The 18,624-nt window shown below is 59.8% G+C and carries 21 protein-coding genes, 1 pseudogene and 2 riboswitches; of the genes and pseudogenes, 13 read left to right on the forward strand and 9 right to left on the reverse strand.

Annotated elements, in window-relative coordinates; genetic code table 11:
* The first annotated feature begins 3 nt into the window (after positions 1–3).
* The 5 genes from sufD to QD461_RS23370 all read left to right on the forward strand — a co-directional run bounded on the left by sufD (position 4) and on the right by QD461_RS23370 (position 4,267).
* A complete protein-coding gene (gene sufD, locus QD461_RS23350; RefSeq protein ID WP_414089869.1) occupies positions 4–1,278 on the forward strand; it encodes a Fe-S cluster assembly protein SufD in 1,275 nt (424 codons plus the stop codon).
* 15 nt (positions 1,279–1,293) lie between these two features.
* Positions 1,294–2,535 carry a cysteine desulfurase gene (locus QD461_RS23355; protein WP_414089870.1) on the forward strand — a complete coding sequence of 414 codons (1,242 nt, stop codon included), beginning with the start codon at positions 1,294–1,296 and terminating at the stop codon, positions 2,533–2,535.
* An 11-nt stretch (positions 2,536–2,546) separates the two neighbouring features.
* Complete coding sequence (locus tag QD461_RS23360; RefSeq protein WP_414089871.1) at positions 2,547–2,927, forward strand: SUF system Fe-S cluster assembly protein; 381 nt, start codon at positions 2,547–2,549, stop codon at positions 2,925–2,927.
* Positions 2,928–3,057: 130 nt separating this feature from the next.
* Complete coding sequence (sufA, locus tag QD461_RS23365) at positions 3,058–3,447, forward strand: Fe-S cluster assembly scaffold SufA (RefSeq protein WP_184704216.1); 390 nt, start codon at positions 3,058–3,060, stop codon at positions 3,445–3,447.
* Positions 3,448–3,574: 127 nt separating this feature from the next.
* A complete protein-coding gene (locus QD461_RS23370; protein WP_414089872.1) occupies positions 3,575–4,267 on the forward strand; it encodes a ZIP family metal transporter in 693 nt (230 codons plus the stop codon).
* Positions 4,268–4,324: 57 nt separating this feature from the next.
* Here QD461_RS23370 and QD461_RS23375 read toward each other — a convergent pair whose 3' ends face one another.
* From QD461_RS23375 to gcvT, 5 genes are all read right to left on the reverse strand, one after another.
* Positions 4,325–4,591: an addiction module antidote protein gene (locus tag QD461_RS23375; RefSeq protein ID WP_184704283.1), complete on the reverse strand. Its 267-nt coding sequence runs from the start codon at positions 4,589–4,591 to the stop codon at positions 4,325–4,327.
* A gap of 2 nt (positions 4,592–4,593) precedes the next feature.
* Positions 4,594–5,163 carry an alpha/beta hydrolase gene (locus tag QD461_RS23380; protein ID WP_414089873.1) on the reverse strand — a complete coding sequence of 190 codons (570 nt, stop codon included), beginning with the start codon at positions 5,161–5,163 and terminating at the stop codon, positions 4,594–4,596.
* 197 nt (positions 5,164–5,360) lie between these two features.
* Positions 5,361–8,225: an aminomethyl-transferring glycine dehydrogenase gene (gene gcvP / locus QD461_RS23385; RefSeq protein WP_414089874.1), complete on the reverse strand. Its 2,865-nt coding sequence runs from the start codon at positions 8,223–8,225 to the stop codon at positions 5,361–5,363.
* Entirely contained in the window at positions 8,225–8,587 is a 363-nt protein-coding gene (gene gcvH, locus QD461_RS23390; protein WP_184704224.1) for a glycine cleavage system protein GcvH, read from the reverse strand. Before gcvH ends, gcvP begins: the two co-directional genes overlap by 1 nt.
* 25 nt (positions 8,588–8,612) lie before the next feature.
* Positions 8,613–9,749, reverse strand: coding sequence for a glycine cleavage system aminomethyltransferase GcvT (gcvT, locus tag QD461_RS23395; RefSeq protein ID WP_414089875.1), 1,137 nt, complete (start codon positions 9,747–9,749; stop codon positions 8,613–8,615).
* 71 nt (positions 9,750–9,820) lie between these two features.
* A riboswitch (glycine riboswitch) is annotated at positions 9,821–9,899 on the reverse strand.
* Positions 9,900–9,902: 3 nt separating this feature from the next.
* Positions 9,903–9,986, reverse strand: a riboswitch (glycine riboswitch).
* A gap of 167 nt (positions 9,987–10,153) precedes the next feature.
* Between gcvT and QD461_RS23400 the strand changes: the two genes are divergently transcribed.
* The 8 genes from QD461_RS23400 (at position 10,154) to QD461_RS23435 (ending at position 16,489) form a co-directional block, all read left to right on the forward strand.
* Positions 10,154–10,687, forward strand: a complete 534-nt coding sequence (locus QD461_RS23400; protein ID WP_184704228.1) for a copper chaperone PCu(A)C — start codon at positions 10,154–10,156, stop codon at positions 10,685–10,687.
* 183 nt (positions 10,688–10,870) lie between these two features.
* Positions 10,871–11,869 carry an RluA family pseudouridine synthase gene (locus tag QD461_RS23405; protein ID WP_414089876.1) on the forward strand — a complete coding sequence of 333 codons (999 nt, stop codon included), beginning with the start codon at positions 10,871–10,873 and terminating at the stop codon, positions 11,867–11,869.
* Complete coding sequence (locus QD461_RS23410; RefSeq protein WP_184704232.1) at positions 11,866–12,519, forward strand: HAD-IA family hydrolase; 654 nt, start codon at positions 11,866–11,868, stop codon at positions 12,517–12,519. The genes QD461_RS23405 and QD461_RS23410 overlap by 4 nt, the downstream gene beginning before the upstream one ends.
* Positions 12,520–12,528: 9 nt before the next feature.
* Positions 12,529–13,314, forward strand: a complete 786-nt coding sequence (locus QD461_RS23415) for an ATP12 family chaperone protein (protein WP_414089877.1) — start codon at positions 12,529–12,531, stop codon at positions 13,312–13,314.
* Positions 13,315–13,380: 66 nt separating this feature from the next.
* Positions 13,381–13,854 (forward strand): hypothetical protein, encoded by a 474-nt coding sequence (locus tag QD461_RS23420; RefSeq protein WP_414089878.1) that lies wholly within the window; start codon positions 13,381–13,383, stop codon positions 13,852–13,854.
* Positions 13,855–13,917: 63 nt separating this feature from the next.
* Positions 13,918–15,450, forward strand: coding sequence for an acyl-CoA carboxylase subunit beta (locus QD461_RS23425; protein WP_414089879.1), 1,533 nt, complete (start codon positions 13,918–13,920; stop codon positions 15,448–15,450).
* A 122-nt stretch (positions 15,451–15,572) separates the two neighbouring features.
* Entirely contained in the window at positions 15,573–15,965 is a 393-nt protein-coding gene (locus tag QD461_RS23430) for a DoxX family protein (RefSeq protein ID WP_184704238.1), read from the forward strand.
* A 137-nt stretch (positions 15,966–16,102) separates the two neighbouring features.
* Positions 16,103–16,489: a DoxX family protein gene (locus tag QD461_RS23435; RefSeq protein ID WP_414089880.1), complete on the forward strand. Its 387-nt coding sequence runs from the start codon at positions 16,103–16,105 to the stop codon at positions 16,487–16,489.
* 19 nt (positions 16,490–16,508) lie between these two features.
* Here the strand turns inward: QD461_RS23435 and sugE are convergent, their stop codons facing one another.
* The 4 genes and pseudogenes from sugE to QD461_RS23455 form a co-directional block, all read right to left on the reverse strand.
* Positions 16,509–16,823, reverse strand: coding sequence for a quaternary ammonium compound efflux SMR transporter SugE (gene sugE / locus QD461_RS23440; RefSeq protein ID WP_414089881.1), 315 nt, complete (start codon positions 16,821–16,823; stop codon positions 16,509–16,511).
* Between the two features lie 147 nt (positions 16,824–16,970).
* On the reverse strand, positions 16,971–17,807 hold the full coding sequence (gene fghA, locus QD461_RS23445; RefSeq protein ID WP_414089882.1) for an S-formylglutathione hydrolase: 837 nt from the start codon (positions 17,805–17,807) through the stop codon (positions 16,971–16,973).
* A gap of 76 nt (positions 17,808–17,883) precedes the next feature.
* Positions 17,884–18,324 (reverse strand): YaiI/YqxD family protein, encoded by a 441-nt coding sequence (locus QD461_RS23450; RefSeq protein ID WP_414089883.1) that lies wholly within the window; start codon positions 18,322–18,324, stop codon positions 17,884–17,886.
* A gap of 75 nt (positions 18,325–18,399) precedes the next feature.
* Positions 18,400–18,624: pseudogene (locus QD461_RS23455) on the reverse strand (S-(hydroxymethyl)glutathione dehydrogenase); the annotation flags it as partial.

Genomic DNA, 18,624 nt, shown 5'->3' on the forward strand with positions numbered 1-18,624 from the left:
TCGATGAACATTCAGACGACGAACCGCCTGACGTCAGCAGAAACGGCGCTGATCGAGGCATATAACGAACAGCTTGGCGATCTGCCGGGTGATGGCGACGTGTTCGCCGTCCGCGACCGCCTGCTGGACGAACTGAAGACGGAAGGCCTGCCAACGCGCCGCGTCGAGGCCTGGCACTATACCGATTTCAAGAATCTGCTGCGGCTGGTGCCGAGCGACATCGGTAAGGGTCTCGTCGAGGCTCTCCCGGCGACGGTCGAAGGCTCCTCCGTTCTCGCGGTTCTGCAGGGCAAGGCAAGCGAGAAGGCTGCCGTCAAGGCTTTGACGGTCGGACGCTACGCCGACAGCCTGATCAATGGCACGGCTGCGGCCGGGCTCGAAGCGCTCGACAAGGATGACGCCATCGGGCGCATCAATGCGAGCTTCGTGCGCGATGGTTATGTCATCGATATTCCTGCCGGCACCGAACTCGAGGCGCCTCTGGAAGTGCAGTTCATCCATGCCGGCGGCCAGATCCATAGCCGCCTGCCGGTTTCCTTCGGTGCCGATGTCAAGGCAACCTTTATCGAGCGCCATCAGGCGGTTGAAGGCGCTGCCGCACTCGTCTCTTCCGTGAGCGAAGTCACGATCGGCAAAGGTTCCGAAATCACCTGGATTATCCTGCAGGAGCAAGGCAGCGAAGACACCCATCTTGGCCAGCTCCGCATCGATCTCGGAGAAGATGCCAAGCTGAAGCTGTTTGTCATCAATGCCGGCGGCAAGCTCGTACGTCAGGAACTGTACATCAAGGTAACAGGCGAAGGCGCAGATCTGACGCTTCGCGGCATCAATCTGCTCGGTGGTGATGCCCATACGGACGTGACGATGGTGCTTGGCCATGACGTTCCGAACACCGGTTCCACGGAAGTTATCCGCAACGTAGTGTTCGATCGCGCTCGCGGCGTCTTTCAGGGCATGATCCGGGTCGCACCGGATGCGCAGAAGACCGACGCCAAGATGGCCTGCAACACGCTGCTGATGTCCGACGATGCCGAGTTTTCGGTGAAGCCCGAACTCGAAATCTTCGCCGACGACGTTCAGTGCGGTCACGGCGCGACGGTTGCCGATATCGACAAGAACCATCTCTACTATCTAATGGCGCGTGGCATTCCCGAGAGCAAGGCTCGCGCTATGCTGGTCAACGCTTTCGTTGCCGAGATCGTCGAGGAACTGGAAGACGAAGCCCTGGTCGAGGCGCTGGAAAGCGTTATCTCCGCCTGGCTGGAAAAGCACGCCTGATTGGAGGCAAAGCTCGTGGACAAGATCGTGCCGGCAACAGCCTATGACGTCGAAGCTATTCGCCGGGATTTCCCGATCCTGGCGAAAACGGTGCATGGCAAACCGCTGGTCTATCTCGACAACGGCGCCTCCGCGCAGAAGCCGCAGGTCGTTATTGACGCGATTTCCCATGCCTATTCGAACGAGTATGCGAATGTGCATCGCGGCCTGCACTTCCTGTCCAATGTGGCCACGGAAGCCTATGAAGCGGCACGCGAAAAGGTACGTCGCTTCCTGAATGCGCCGTCGGTCGACGATATTGTCTTTACCAAGAACTCGACCGAGGCGATCAACACGGTCGCCTATGGCTGGGGCATGCCGAAGATCGACGAGGGCGATGAGATAGTCGTCTCCATCATGGAGCATCACTCTAATATCGTTCCATGGCATTTCATCCGGGAACGGCAGGGCGCCAAGCTGGTCTGGGTGCCCGTCGACGACGAGGGTGCATTCCATATCGAGGATTTCGAGAAGAGCCTCACGGAGCGCACGGAGCTTGTCGCCATCACGCATATGTCGAATGCGCTGGGAACAGTCGTTCCGGTGAAGGAAGTGTGTCGAATCGCCCATGAGCGCGGCATTCCCGTGCTGATCGACGGCTCACAGGGCGCAGTGCATATGCCCGTCGACGTGCAGGATATCGATTGCGACTGGTATGTCATGACCGGTCACAAGCTTTACGGTCCTTCGGGTATCGGCGTGCTCTACGGCAAGAAGGAACGGCTTGCCGAGATGCGGCCGTTCCAAGGCGGTGGCGAGATGATTTTCGACGTCACCGAGGAAAACGTTACCTACAACGAGCCGCCGCATCGCTTCGAGGCGGGAACGCCGCCGATCGTGCAGGCCATCGGCCTTGGCTACGCGCTCGACTATATGGACAGCATCGGCCGCGAGGCGATTGCGCGACACGAGGCAGATCTAGCCGCTTACGCGGCGGAACGGCTGCGGGATATCAATTCCCTGCGCGTTATCGGCACGGCGCCCGGCAAGGGCGGCATCTTTTCCTTTGAGCTTGCCGGAATTCATTCCCACGACGTTTCAATGGTGATCGACCGGCAGGGTGTTGCCGTTCGCGCCGGTACCCATTGTGCCCAGCCGCTCTTGAAACGCTTCGGGGTCACCTCCACATGCCGTGCATCGTTCGGCATGTACAATACGCGCGCCGAGGTGGATGCCTTGGCGGATGCACTGGAATATGCACGGAAATTCTTTGCCTGAGGAGGCAAGTGATGTCACTCGACGAAAGCGAACAAAAGATTGACGTGCGTGAAGGGATCGTGCACTCCAGCATTCCCGAGGATGAGTTGGCACGCCTGAGCGACGACGTCATCTCGGCGCTGAAAACGGTCTACGATCCGGAAATTCCCGCTGATATCTTCGAACTGGGCCTGGTCTACAAAATCGACATCGAAGACGACCGCATGGTGAAGATCGTCATGACCTTGACCGCTCCCGGTTGCCCGGTCGCCGGTGAAATGCCGGGCTGGGTTGAAAATGCAGTCGGTGCCGTCGAAGGCGTTTCCGGCGTCGACGTCAGCATGACCTTCGATCCGCCATGGACGCCGGATCGTATGTCCGAAGAAGCACAGGTTGCGGTCGGCTGGTATTGAAGGTTTAAGCCGCCGGCTTTACATTGAGACTCGAAGCGCTGGATCTTGACCCCGGTTGCATTTCAGTAGGCATCGGATGATCCGAAAACCGGACCCACTTTTCGGGCCGATGCCAGAGGAGAATGAGCCCATGGGCTTTGCAGTCATGAGCATGACGGATGCGGCGGCAGCCCGCGTCAAAGCGATCGTCGAAAATTCAGGTCCTGATGCCAAGGGCGTTCGCGTCGGCATCAAGAAGGGCGGCTGTGCCGGGATGGAATATACCATCGACCTAGTGACCGAGCCGAATGCGAAGGACGATCTGATCGAGCATGATGGTGCCCGGGTTTGGGTCGAGCCGTCGGCCGTGCTTTATTTGCTCGGCACCCAAATGGGCTTCGAGATCACGACTCTCCGGTCGGGGTTCACCTTCACCAATCCGAACCAGACCTCAGCCTGCGGTTGCGGCGAATCCGTTGAATTGAAGCCCGCAGATCTTGCCGCCCTGGCTGCTCAGCGTCAGGCCGCACAACCCGCGTAAAGCGGACGTTGCCGTATTTCACCACGATGCGTTTCGTGCTTTGATGGAAGCACGCCCAGGTTTTCTCCGCCGCCTCCTTGGCTGCCGCTCGACCGGATAACCGCCAAGGCGCGCGACGGGGGATGTTATGGCCGCATCGGCGTGGGCTTACACATTGATACCGGCAGGCGCGGCGATCGCCGGTGCTGCCGTCGCGGTGAACACGCGGCCGGGGCCAAATCTCGTCAGCGCAATCCAGCATTTTGCTGCAGGCGTCGTGTTTGCGGCAGCCGCCGGTGAAATCCTACCCGATGTGATGCATCGCGGCTCTCCCTTGGCGACGGTTATCGGCGGTGCGATCGGCGTCGGCGTCATGCTGCTGGTCAAACAGCTGGAAAATTGGGCCAAAGGACCGGTGGGCCTGCTCGCGGCTATCGGCATCGACATCCTGATCGATGGCCTCGTGCTCGGTATCGGCTTTGCGGCCGGCCCGAAGGTCGGGCTGCTGCTGACGATCGCCTTGACGATCGAGGTATTGTTCCTTGGGCTGACCGTTGCAAACGAGCTTGGCGACAGCGTTCGCTCCCGCGCGAGGATCGTCGCGATCACGGCGGCGCTTACGCTCCTGCTACCGATAGGCGCTTTACTTGGAACTCCTATCGCTTCCCTGCCGGATCCCATTCTGACCGGGTTCTTCGCGTTCGGGCTGATTGCGCTTCTCTATCTCGTCACCGAGGAGTTGCTGGTCGAAGCGCATGAAACACCTGACCGTCCCTGGGTGACGGCCATGTTCTTCGCAGGCTTTCTCATCCTGCTCCTGCTGGAAGAGGCGATCGGCTAGGCGACAGAAGCATGTCCGCTTTTCCTGAAATTGCTCGACGGGTGGATTTTCCAGATCTCAGTTTGCCGCTGGTACCGGCGTCAGCTTGAGGCCGAGCGCCCTGACGACTTTCAGGATCGTCGCGAATTCCGGGTTTCCGTCGCCGCTCAACGCGCGATAGAGCGCGGAGCGGTTCATGCCGACATCCTTGGCGAGCTTGCTCATATTACGGGTGCGCGCCACTTCGCCCAATGCCTTAGCGATCGAGGACGGATCGTCCGTTTCGAAGGCGGCGGCGATGTAGCTGTCGGGATTGTCCACGTCGAAGGAATTCTCCTCGTTCATTGTCATAAGCCTTTCCGTATGAGCCAGTCACGGACGATCTTGGGCTCGTCCGGATGGAGGTCGTGGCCGATAGGTAGTTTGTGGTCGCTGACGTCAGCACCGGCCTTTGTGAATTGTTGGCTGACGAGATCCGCGTCACCGGGCGTCCGGCGCTGATCATATTCGCCTGAGATGATCAGGATCGGCAACGCTGTCAGTAACGGCAAATCTGCATCGGGTGCCGGTGAAAGGGGCCGCAGCAGAATCGCGGCCGAGACGATCGGGGGGATGTGCCGAAGGAGCGAGGCGGCCATGATGGCTCCGTTGGAGAAACCAAGCAAAACAGGCAGTCGCGCAAGCAGCGTTCGCTCCATCGCTCTCTCGATGAAATGACAGAGGTGCTCCGTCTGTCTGTCGAGATCCGTGTGATCCAGGCTGCGATCGGGATTGCGGCGAAAGAAGGCGAAGCCACCCTCCCATTCGATCCCGCCGCGCAGCGCCATATACGGACGTTGTGGTGCGACCGCGTCCGCAAATGGGATAAGCGAGGTTTCATTCATACCGCTGCCATGCAGTAAGAGCAGCGGGGGCAACGAGTGCTCCGTTCGCCTGAAGGCGAAATGAAATTCCGGTTGTTCCGGCATAAATCTGAATTCCAGGCCCCGTTGCCTCGTCATGAAAAACGCCGCGCATCCAAAGGACGCGCGGCGTTTTCTTAGACAAGTTTCGCAATAGATTTATGTCGACTGCAGGCGAAGCGACTGAACCGCTTCGCTTTTTCGCAAAAATACTATTCGGCGGCCTCGGCGTAGGACTCGACCGGCGGGCAGGAGCAAATCAGGTTCCTGTCGCCATAGACGTTGTCGACGCGGTTAACCGGCGACCAGTATTTGTCCACGCGGAAGGCACCAGGCGGGTAGCAGGCCTGTTCGCGGGAATAGGGACGATCCCATTCGCCGACGAGGTCTTCCACCGTATGCGGTGCGTTCTTCAGCGGGTTGTTGTCCTTGTCCATGCGACCTTCTTCGATGTCGCGGGCTTCCTGGCGGATTGCCAGCATCGCCTCGCAGAAGCGATCGATCTCGGCCTTCGTTTCCGACTCGGTCGGCTCGATCATCAGCGTGCCGGCAACCGGCCAGCTCATGGTCGGTGCGTGGAAACCGCAATCGATGAGGCGCTTGGCGACATCGTCGACCGTGACGCCGGCGCTTGCGACCAGCGGGCGGGTATCGATGATGCATTCATGCGCGACGCGTCCGGCCTTGGACTTGTAGAGCACGTCATAGGCGCCCTTGAGGCGTGCGGCGATGTAGTTGGCGTTGAGGATCGCCACCTTCGTTGCCTGCGTCAGGCCTTCGCCGCCCATCATCAGGCAGTAGCTCCAGGAGATCGGCAGGATGGAGGCCGAACCGAAGGCTGCTGCCGAGACCGCACCGCTGCGGCCGTCCGTTTCCGGATGGCCGGGCAGGTGAGGTGCCAGATGTGCCTTGACGCCGATTGGGCCCATGCCGGGGCCGCCGCCGCCGTGCGGGATGCAGAAGGTCTTGTGCAGGTTCAGGTGGCTGACGTCGGAGCCGATGTCGCCCGGACGCGAGAGGCCGACCATGGCGTTCATGTTGGCGCCATCAAGATAGACCTGACCGCCATGCTTGTGCACGAGATCGCAGATCTCCTTCACCGTCTCTTCGAAAACGCCATGCGTCGAAGGATAGGTGATCATGCAGCAGGAGAGGTTGTTGGCATATTGCTCGGTCTTGGCGCGGAAATCGGCCATATCGATATCGCCGTTGTCGCTAACCTTGACGACCACGACCTTCATGCCCGCCATCTGCGCCGAGGCCGGATTGGTGCCGTGCGCGGAGGTCGGGATAAGGCAGATGTCGCGATGACTCTGGCCATTGGCAATATGGTAGTTGCGAATTGTCAGGAGGCCGGCATATTCACCCTGCGCGCCGGAGTTCGGCTGCATCGAGAAGGCATCGTAACCTGTCACCGCGCAGAGCTTGTCCGTGAGATCATCGAGCATTTCGCGGTAGCCCAGCGCCTGGTCGACCGGCACGAAAGGATGGATGTCGGAGAACTCCGGCCAGGTGATCGGCAGCATTTCCGCCGTGGCGTTCAGCTTCATGGTGCAGGAGCCGAGCGGGATCATCGAACGGTCGAGCGCCAGGTCGCGGTCCGAGAGACGACGGATGTAACGCGTCATCTCGCTTTCAGCGCGGTTCATGTGGAAGATCGGATGCGTCAGATACTCGCTGGCGCGCAGCAGATCCTTCGGCAGGCGATAGGAAGGCTCGAAGTCTGCGATACGGAAATCCCCGCCGAATGCACGCCATACCGCTTCCAGCGTTGCTGGGCGGGTTCGCTCGTCGAGGCTGATGCCGATCTTCGTTTCGCCGACCTTGCGAAGGTTCACACCTTCGGCAACTGCCGCGCGGAGGATGAGACCCTGCATGTGGCCGACTTCGACCGTGATCGTGTCGAAGAAAGTCTCCGGCTCGACGGTGTAACCGAGCTTTTCCAGACCCTTGGCCGTCAGTACAGCCTTCTGGTGGACCTGCTGGGCGATGGCCTTCAGGCCCTGCGGACCGTGGAAGACCGCATACATGGAGGCCATGACGGCGAGCAGCACCTGGGCGGTGCAGATGTTCGACGTCGCCTTCTCGCGGCGGATGTGCTGTTCGCGGGTCTGCAGCGACAGGCGATAGGCGCGATTGCCACGGGCATCGACCGAAACGCCGACGAGACGGCCGGGCATGGAGCGCTTGATGGCATCCTTGACAGCCATGTAGGCCGCATGCGGGCCGCCGTAACCGACGGGAACGCCGAAACGCTGCGACGAGCCGATGGCGATATCCGCACCCATTTCGCCGGGCGACTTCAGCAGCGTCAAGGCCAGGAGATCGGCTGCCATAATGGCGATCGCACCGGTCTGGTGCAGACGCGCGATCAGGCCGCCGAAGTCGTTGAGGTGACCATGCGTGCCCGGATACTGGAAGATCGCGCCGAAGACATCGACCGGATCCAGATCCGTGAAGGGATTGCCGACGATGACGGTCCAGCCGAGCGGCTCGGCGCGGGTCTGGATGAGCGCGATGGTCTGCGGGTGGCAGGCGGAATCGACGAAGAAAGCCTTCGCCTTGGACTTGGCGACGCGTTCCGCCATCGCCATGCCTTCGGCTGCGGCGGTCGCTTCATCGAGAAGCGAAGCGTTGGCGACATCGAGGCCAGTGAGGTCGCTGATCATCGTCTGGTAGTTCAGCAGCGCCTCGAGGCGGCCCTGGCTGATTTCGGGCTGGTAGGGCGTATAGGCCGTGTACCAGGCCGGGTTTTCCAGAATGTTGCGCTGGATGACCGGCGGCGTGATAGTGCCGTAGTAGCCCTGGCCGATCAGCGAGACGAGAACCTTGTTCTTGTTCGCGGTCTCGCGCAGCCTGTCGAGCGCTTCGCGCTCCGTCATCGGCGCGCCCCAGGAGAGCGGCGTCTTCTGGCGGATGGCCGGCGGCAGCGTCGCGTCGATCAGGCCGTCGAGGCTGTTATAGCCGATGACTTTCAGCATCTCGGTCATCTCCGACGGAGACGGACCGATATGACGACGATTGGCAAAATCGTACGGCTGGTAGTCGGTGAACGTGAATTCCGTAGGCGTCGTCATTATCCGATCAGCTCCTTGTAACCGGATTCATCAAGAAGACCATCAAGATCGCTGACATTCTTCAGCTTGAGCTTGAAGAACCAGCCTGCGCCCATCGGGTCGGAGTTGACGAGTGCCGGATCGGCCGTGATGGCTTCGTTGACTTCAGTGATCTCTCCGTCGAGCGGACAATAGACTTCCGAAGCTGCCTTGACGGATTCGACGGTCGCTGCGTCGCCGCCCTTGGAGAAGCTGGCGCCGACTTCAGGCAATTCCACGAAAACGAGATCGCCGAGCTGTTCGGCGGCATGTGCCGTGATGCCGACAGTTGCGACATCGCCTTCAACCTTCAGCCACTCGTGTTCTTCGGTGAATTTCAGCATGGGTAATCCTCTCTGGAAAAGACGTTCAACGTTTGTAGGTAGGCTTGATGAAAGGCAGGGCGCTAACGACGAGCGGCAGATACTTGCCACGCACTTCGGCATAAACGACGGTGCCAGGCGCGGTGAGTGCGGTCGGCACATAGCCCATGGCAACCGGGGATTCGACGCTCGGGCCGAAGCCGCCCGAGGTGACCTCGCCGATTTCGGTCTTGCCTTCGGCGTCGGCATAAAGCTTGGCGTGGCTGCGCACCGGCGCCTTGCCCTCGGGCTTCAGGCCGACACGACGACGCGAGGTGCCGCCATCGAGTTCACCGAGAATGCGAGTCGCGCCGGGGAAATTGCCTGTACGGGCGCCACCGGTCTTGCGGGCCTTCTGGATGGCCCATTCGAGCGCGCCTTCGATTGGGGACGTCGTCTGGTCGATATCGTTGCCATAGAGGCAGAGACCGGCTTCGAGGCGCAGCGAGTCACGGGCACCGAGGCCGATCGGCTGCACATCCGGATGTTCCAGTAAGCGCTTGGTGATATCCTCGGCCTTGTCAGCAGGCACGGAGATCTCGAAGCCGTCTTCGCCGCTATAGCCGGAGCGAGATACCAGGCAGGAGACGTCGTGGAGGCGACAATGGCGTACGTCCATGAACTTCATATAGGCGATGTCGGCCCAAAGCTCGGCGAGAACGTCGACGGCGCGCGGCCCCTGCAGCGCAATGAGGGCGCGATCAAGTAAGGTAATCTCGCAACTGTCGCCGATATGGTCTTGAAGATGCTTGAGATCCTGCTCTTTGCAGGCAGCGTTGACGACGACGAAAAGATAGTCGTCCATATGGGTGATCATCAGGTCGTCGAGGATGCCGCCCTTGTCATCGGTGAAGAAGCCGTAACGCTGGCGGTTCTCGGCGAGGCCGAGAATATCGACCGGCACGAGGCTTTCCAGCGCCAGCGCCGCATCCTCATATTTGCCGGAACGGGCGCGGATCGTCACCTGGCCCATGTGGGAGACGTCGAACAGGCCGGCGGAAGCGCGGGTCCAGAGATGCTCCTTCATGACGCCGGCGGGATACTGCACGGGCATGTCGTAACCGGCAAACGGCACCATGCGGGCGCCGAGCGATACATGCAGGTCGTGAAGCGGTGTTTTCTTGAGGGCAGCGGTCTCGTCCAAATGACGCCTCCGGGTTTTGCGCTTGTCTCGAAGCGCAGAGCTCACAATTTCGGCGCGGTTGCGCCTGACGATGAGCCCCCTCTGTCTGTTTTGCCTGAGATTGTTATCCCTTCGGCGAACGCTTTCGCGCTTCTCTCCAGAGTTCCGTCTGCCCCTTGCTGGTCCTTTGGCCTGAGAGTTTCCGGGGCGGTTGCTCCTTCGGCACCGGCTTGCGCCGGATTCTCCCAACAAGGTCGAGTGCCATTATCCGGTCCCGGCCAGAGATGGCAAGGGGCAAGTGTCGCCGCTGAACAAATTTTTGTCGCGCCGATCAATCCTGCGTTTCGCAACGATTACGGGCCTTTGCAACTGGCATGGGAGAGGCTATCCCTTCTGCTCGATTGAGGACCGGGCAGGAGACGCAGATGAACCGCAACCATGCCGCTGCAATGTTGATTTCTGTTGCAGCTTTTTCGCTTTCTACGAGTGCTGCGATCGCACAGGACAGCGGTGCAATGAAGTCCATGCCGGGGATGCATATGGATGCCGGTCCCGCACCCTCCGGCTCTGCTGCCGGCAAGCTCGGCGATCTCGACATCAGCGGTGGTTATGTTCGCGCCATGCTTCCGGGTCAGCCGGTCGGCGGCGGCTATATTACCATCCACAATGGCGGCAAGACGGACGACAAGCTGGCATCGGTCACCTCATCGGCGGCGGGCAAGGTCGAGCTGCATGAGATGAAGATGGAAGGCGAGATCATGAAGATGCGCGAAATCAAGGACGGGATCGCCATTCCGGCGGGTGCGACCGTGACGCTTGCGCCGAACACGATGCATATGATGTTCAAACAGGTGAAGACGCCTTTCAAGAAGGGAGGCACGGTGCCTGTCATGCTGATGTTCGACAAGGCCGGAATGGTCGATCTCAACCTGCCTGTCGTATCAGCCAAAGGGAACTGAGCCAGAAAAATATCCGGCCCGGACAATTCCAGTTTCCACTTTTCCTCGAAATGCTCTAAAGCCACGTCAAAAGGCCGGAAACTTCCGGCCGCGGGCAGATGTCCCGTCACTTGAATTAGCGCGATTCCATCCAGCAAGCGTTTGGCATTCTCGGATCGCGCTACGGCGTTTGAAAGAAGAAGAATGGCCGGGATTGAACATATACAGGTCGAGCCTGACGAAGCCGGCATGCGCCTCGACCGCTGGTTCAAGGTGCATTTCCCAGGGCTTGGCTTCGGGCAACTGCAGAAGCTGATGCGCTCCGGACAGGTGCGCGTCGATGGTGGCCGCGTCAAGACCGATGCGCGCGTGCAGCCGGGGCAGATCGTCCGCATACCGCCGCTCGACGTGGATTCCAAGGATGCCAAGAGCGGCCCCATCGCTGGAAAAGACTTGAAGCACGCCGGCGATGCCGAACTCCTGTCGCGCATGCTGCTGCATGAAGACGAGAAGGTCTTTGTGCTGAACAAGCCTGCAGGGCTTGCGGTGCAGGGCGGCTCCGGCCTTACCCGCCATATCGACCAGATGCTGGAGGCTTGGACGAGCAAAAAGGGCGAAAAGCCTCGCCTCGTTCATCGTCTCGACCGAGACACGTCGGGCGTCTTGGTGATCGCCCGCACCCGCGGCGCAGCCCAGAAGCTGACGGCCGCCTTCCGCGAGCGTGACACCAAGAAGACCTATTGGTCGCTGGTCAAAGGCGTACCGCGCAAGCATGAAGACAAGATCTCGACCTGGCTGGTGAAGGAGGCGACAGCCGATGGCGACCGCATGCGCATCGCCAAGCATGGTGAAGAGGGCGCCGATCACGCGATCTCCTATTATCGCGTGCTTGAGACTGCCGCGCAGAGCCTCGCTTGGCTGGAGATGGAGCCCTATACCGGACGCACCCACCAGTTGCGTGTCCATGCGCTGCATATCGGCCACCCGATCATCGGCGATCCCAAATATTTCGACGACGATCCGAACTGGGATTTCCCTGGCGGCGTCCAGAAGCGCTTGCATCTGCATGCGCGCCACATCGATATTCCGCATCCGAACGGTGGGCGCCTGCGCGTCACCGCTCCTTTGCCACCGCATATGGTGCAGACATGGAACCTCCTCGGTTTTGATGAGACATCGGCAGGGGAGCCGGACGACGAATGAAACTGGTCCTTTTCGATTGCGATGGCACGCTCGTCGATAGCGTGCGCCTGATCCATGAGGTGATGGCGCGGACTTTCGTCGATTTCGGCTACAAGCGTCCGGATATTTCGGCAACGAAATCCATCATCGGCCTCTCGCTCGAGATCGCTATTGCCCGGATGCAAGGCAAGCCGCATGTCGATGACGAAGCGATTGCCATGTCGGCGCACTATAAGTCCATCTCGCCCGGCGTACGCGACGAGAGCGATATGCAGACGCCGCTCTTTGATGGCATCAAGCCGCTGATCGAGACGCTCGCGGCCCACGATGAGATCCTGCTCGGCGCCGTGACAGGCAAATCCCGCCGTGGTCTGGTGCATACTCTTGAAGTCAACGATTTCACGCCATACTTCGTGGTTTCGCGTACCGCCGACGATTGCCCGTCGAAGCCGCATCCGGCCATGGTAACGGAGTGCTGCGACGAGACAGGCATGGATCCGCACGATACGATCGTCATCGGTGATGCGATCTATGACATGCAGATGGCAAAGGCAGCGGGCGCCACGGCGATCGGTGTATCCTGGGGCTACGCGTCCGTGGAAGAGCTTCTTGCCGCCGGCGCCGATGCGATTGCGCATCATCCGAACGACTTGTTGAGCCATATTCTCTGAGGTGACGCCATGCGCGACCTGTTGAACGATCTTTCCGAAGGTCTGAGCCATCCCGACCCGATCCGCCGCGCGCAGATCCAGATGAAGAAGCCGCTGCCGAAGCGCTTCTACAAGGATGTAACAATCGGCAAGGACGAGGGCGGTCATGCCATCGCGCTCGACGGCAAGGTGGTGAAGACGCCTGCGCGTCACGCCCTTGCCCTTCCGACGGAAGCACTCGCCAAGCTTGTTGCCGCCGAATGGGCGAGGCAGGTCGAGATCATCGATCCCGCGACCATGCCTGTTACTCGCCTTGTGAATACTGCGATTGATGGCATGGCAGCCGAAAGCGGCGCCGTTTTTGACGAGATCGTGCGCTTTTCCGGCAGCGATCTGCTTTGCTATCGTGCCGGTGGCCCGGAGCGTCTCGTGGAGCGGCAATCGGAGCGTTGGAACCCGGTGATCGAATGGGCCGCCCGCGATATCGGCGCGCGCTTTATTCTTGCTGAAGGCGTGATGCGCCAGGAGCAGCCAGCCGAAGCCATCGCTGCCTTTGCCTCGGCCCTGCGTAAGTTCGACACGCCGATGGAGCTTGCGAGCCTGCATACGATCACCACGCTCACGGGTTCGGCGATCCTCGCGCTTGCCTTTGCCGAAGGCCGCCTGCCGCTTGCCGATGTTTGGTCGCTCGCACATCTCGACGAAGACTGGACGATCGAGCATTGGGGCAGCGACGAGGAAGCGGAACAGCGCCGGGCTCAGCGTTTCGAGGAGTTTCAGGCGGCAACCGACGTTTTTTCTGCTCTTCACAGTTGAATATTGTTGATTTCCAGTTCTTTATAGCGGCTTTCGTATCTTGCAAGTTCGAAAGTTGGGGCAGGGATGATGTCGTGGGTGAGGTCGGGTGCCATATCGGCGCTCGTGGGATGTCTGGTACTGACGGCGTGCTCGACCTGGTCCGCTGATCCCCCGCCTCCGACCTATGATATCCGCAGCGCGAGCATCGTGGCCGACAAGGTCATACCGCCGGTTTCACCGGCTTTGATCGACGCCGTCAGCGATCGCGTAAACGCTGCCATTGCCATAACGCCCCACAACACTACCTTGCCGGCGGTTGCGCTGACCGTTCGCCTGACTGAGGTCAGCAAGGGGCGCGGCTTCAACAAGGATCGCAATACCGCCAAGGTCAATATCGACGCGGCGTCGCTCGATGGCGGCGCGGTGATTGCCATGGCGTCCTTCGACATTGCAACAACCGCGCCCGACTTGAGCACGGCGGATGAATTGATGGCGGAAGATATCGCTGCCCGTATCCGCGCGATCTTCTCGCTCAACACGCCGCGGCTGTCGGAATGAGCCTATAGCTTCAAAGATGGCTCGCGCCATGCTAAGCCCGAGCAACGAAGGAGAGAGGGCCGCATGAAGGAAATCCTGTTGGAACTGGAGCGTCGTCGTGAGGTCGCAAGGCTTGGCGGCGGACAGGCGCGCATCGATGCTCAACACGCCCGCGGCAAGCTGACGGCCCGCGAGCGTATCGACATCTTCCTGGACGAAGGTTCCTTCGAGGAGTTCGACATGTTCGTCGAGCATCGCTCGACCGATTTCGGCATGGAAAAGAGCAAGATCGCCGGCGACGGCGTTGTGACCGGCTGGGGCACCGTCAACGGACGTACCGTTTTTATTTTTGCCAAAGATTTCACGGTCTTCGGTGGGTCTCTTTCAGAAGCACATGCGGAGAAGATCACCAAGGTCCAGGATATGGCGCTGAAGAATAGAGCGCCGATCATCGGGATCTATGATGCCGGCGGCGCCCGCATTCAGGAAGGCGTGGCAGCACTTGGCGGCTATGCCGAGGTGTTCCAGCGCAACGTTTTGGCTTCGGGCGTCATTCCGCAGATCTCCGTCATCATGGGGCCATGCGCCGGCGGCGACGTCTATTCGCCTGCCATGACCGATTTCATCTTCATGGTGCGCGATACCTCCTACATGTTCGTCACCGGGCCGGACGTGGTGAAGACCGTCACCAACGAAACGGTCACCTCCGAGCAGCTCGGTGGTGCTTCCGTCCATACGACGAAGTCCTCCATCGCCGACGCGGCTTACGACAACGATGTCGATACGCTGCTGCAGGTGCGCCGGCTCATCGATTTCCTGCCGCAGTCGAACACGGCGGCACTGCCCGAGATCGAATGCTATCAATCCGTTACAGAGCCGGACACATCGCTCGATACGCTGATCCCGGCCAATGCCAACAAGCCCTACGACATCAAGGAGCTGATCCTGAAGGTGGCGGACGAGGGTGATTTCTTCGAGATCCAGGAAAGCTTCGCCAAGAATATCGTCTGCGGCTTCGGCCGCATCGAGGGGGCTACGGTCGGATTCGTCGCCAATCAGCCGATGGTGCTGGCCGGCGTTCTCGATAGCGACGCATCGCGAAAGGCTGCCCGCTTCGTGCGCTTCTGCGATTGCTTCAATATCCCGATCGTCACCTTCGTCGACGTGCCTGGATTCCTGCCGGGGACGGCGCAGGAATATGGTGGCTTGATCAAGCATGGCGCCAAGCTGCTCTTCGCCTATGCCGAAGCAACCGTGCCGAAACTCACGGTCATCACACGCAAGGCTTTCGGCGGCGCCTATGACGTGATGGCGTCGAAGCATCTGCGCGGCGATCTGAATTATGCCTGGCCGACGGCGCAGATTGCCGTCATGGGTGCCAAGGGCGCAGTCGAGATCATCTTCCGCAAAGACATTGCGCACCCGGAGAGGATTGCTGCGCATACCAAGATGTATGAGGATCGCTTCCTGTCACCGTTCGTCGCGGCCGAGCGCGGTTACATTGACGAAGTGATCATGCCACGCTCGACCCGGCGGCGCCTCGCGCAGGGGCTCCGGATGCTGCGCAACAAGGATCTGACCAATCCTTGGAAAAAACACGACAACATCCCTCTGTAATCTGTGACATCAAGTCACGGATTTCACACGGAAATTTGATTGGACGTCAGAATCCTTGTTTTCCCGTTCAGGGCAGGTCGCTCTATTGCTTCCTGCAGGGAGTCGAAACTGGAGTTCAAAAAATGGCGCTTTCCCAACGGCTGAATCAATATCAGCCCTATGCTCTTACCGTACTGCGTATCGTTATTGGCCTGTTGTTCATCGAACACGGCACACAGAAGCTTTTCGGCTTTCCCGCCGGCGGCCACTTCACTGGTTCGCTGCCGCCTCTGATGCTGTTTCAGGGTATTCTAGAAGCGTTTGGCGGTCTGGCGATCGTTTTGGGCCTGTTCACTCGCCCTGTTGCCTTCATTCTTTGTGGCAACATGGCAGTCGCCTATTTCATGGCGCACATGCCGCAGAATTTCTTCCCGGTGAACAATCAGGGCGATGCGGCCATTCTGTATTGCTTCGCTTTCCTGTTCCTGATCTTCGCAGGTCCGGGTCTGTTGGCGATCGACGGCCGCAAGAAGTAAGTCATTTTGAAGCCGGGCTTGGGTTCTCCAGGCCCGGTGAATAATTTCGTCTCTCGCGTGTTGATTCCATATCGGCGAAACGGGAGAGTCTTTCCGACAGTATCCCGTTCGCATTGCCAATTCGTACGGAGATCTTCATGTCACTTGCCGAGCGCCTGTCGCCCTACCAACCCGCAGCCCTCGCAATTTTGCGAATAGTGACTGCCGTGCTGTTCATCGAACACGGTACGCAAAAGCTCTTCGGCTTTCCGCCGGCGCCTTTCGAGATCACGACGCTGTTCTTCGTCGCAGGGATAATCGAGCTTATCGGCGGCATTCTCATCCTGCTCGGGCTTTTCACCCGACCTGTCGCCTTTCTCCTCAGCGGCGAAATGGCAATTGCCTATTTCATGGTGCACATGCAGATAGACTTCTTCCCGGCCAACAACCAGGGTGACGGTCCGATAATGTTCTGCTTCGTCTTTTTGTTTATGGTATTTGCCGGCCCAGGAGCGTGGGCACTGGACAATCGCCAGCACCCTTAGCGAGAGGTTCTGAGGTCCGTCAGGCGGCGAGCTTGAGGCCGGCGATGCCTGCCACGATCAGGCCGATGCACAGCAACCGAACGAAGGTTGCGGGATCGCCGAGCAACCAAATTCCGAGCAGAACGGTGCCCACCGTGCCGATGCCGGTCCAGACCGCATAGGCTGTGCCCATCGGCAGGGTTTTTACGGCAAGACCCAGCAGTGCGACACTGACGATCATGGAAAGGACGGTGAGAACCGTCGGCATCATTCGCGTGAAGCCATCGGTGTATTTCAGGCCGACTGCCCAGCCAATTTCAAACAAGCCTGCAAGGAAAAGCAGGAACCAGGCCATATTACGCTCCATTGTTAAGAGCGAGGCCGTCCCCGCGATGTCTACGGCCGGTTTTGGATGCCGGCCGCCGCAGTCGTCTGCGTGATTTCTATATGCCTGCGTCTTCGGCGCGTTTCAAGGCCGGAGCGTAAGGCGGTCACGCCACCATCACTTTTCCAGCCGCTCGGCATGCCACTTCAGGTGATCATCCATGAACGTGGAGATGAAATAGTAGGAATGGTCGTAGCGTTCATGCATACGCAGCGTCAGGCCGATGCCGGTACCCTTGATCGCATCCTCGAACAGCCACGGACGCAGCCCGGTTTCGAGAAAGTTGTCGGCCTTGCCCTGATCGATCAGGAATTCCGGGAAGCGGGCGCCGTCTTCGACGAGCGAGCAGGCGTCATAGCGGCGCCAAACGGCCTTGTCGCTGCCGAGATATTTTTCGAGTGCCGGTGCGGACCAATCTGCCGTCGACGGCTGGACGATGGGAGCAAACGCGGAGCAGCTCTTGAAGCGTTCCGGGTTCTTCAGCGCGATCGTCATGGCGCCGTGGCCGCCCATCGAATGGCCGAAGATGCCCTGGCGGCTCATGTCGGCACGGAATTGCTTGGCGACGAGGGCCGGCAGCTCCTCGGTAATGTAGGTGTACATCTGGTAGTTTTCGGCCCAGGGCGTCTCGGTGGCATCGACATAGAATCCGGCGCCTTTGCCCATCTGCCAATTGGTCAATTCGTCTGGCACATCATTGCCGCGCGGGCTGGTGTCCGGGCAAACGATGATCAGGCCAAGCTCTGCGGCCATGCGGCGATATTCGCCCTTTTCCATGACGTTGGCATGGGTGCAGGTAAGACCGGACAGATACCAGAGAACCGGGCGCGGTTCCTTGATCGCCTGCGGCGGCACGAAGACGGCAAAGGTCATCTCGCCCTCGCAGGCTTCTGACTGATGCGAAAAGACACCCTGCATGCCGCCGAAGGCGGTGTTTTGGGAAATGATGTTCACGGCAGGTCTCCAGGCGTTTGATGGGTTTGGAAGTGCGATGGCTGTTCCTTTAAACGCCACTGCGCACTTTGAGGGATCATGCTTTCGCCCACCGGCAAAGCCGGTCGAAGGTTTCGAGGAAAGCGGAGCGATCGCGGGGCGAGAAGGCGGCATTGTATCCCTTGCTTTCGCCGGTCTCACGAAGATGTGCGCCGAGATCGCGCATAGCCGTCGCCATGCCGATATTCGTCTTGTCGAAGACGCGTCCGGTCGGTCCCGTCACGAAGGCTCCGGCGGCTACACAGCGCCCGGCGAGCGGCACATCGGCAGTGACGACGATATCGCCGGCGCCCGCATGTTCGGCGATCCAGTTGTCGGCGGCATCGAAAGCGTTGGAGACGATGACGTTGCGTACCATCGGATCGCGCGACGGCCGCAGCCCCGAATTGGCGACGAAGGTCACCTCGATGCCGTGGCGTTCAGCAACTTTCAGGATTTCCGGTTTAACCGGACAGGCATCAGCATCGACATAGATCATAAAATTCAATCTTTTTAGATAGATGCGATGATTTTCTTATGCGTCGCATCTATCTGCTTTTCAGTAGCTTCAAGCTCAGTAAATCACGACGCCTCTGACGCTCTTTCCGGAATGCATGAGGTCGAAGCCCTTGTTGATGTCTTCGAGCGGCATGGTGTGGGTGATCATCGGATCGATCTGGATCTTGCCTTCCATGTACCAGTCGACGATCTTTGGAACATCGGTGCGGCCACGGGCGCCGCCRAAGGCCGTGCCCATCCACGAGCGGCCCGTCACCAGCTGGAACGGACGCGTCGAGAT

The organism is Rhizobium sp. BR 314, assembly GCF_047445805.1.
GTDB classification, from domain to species: Bacteria; Pseudomonadota; Alphaproteobacteria; order Rhizobiales; family Rhizobiaceae; genus Rhizobium; species Rhizobium lusitanum_B.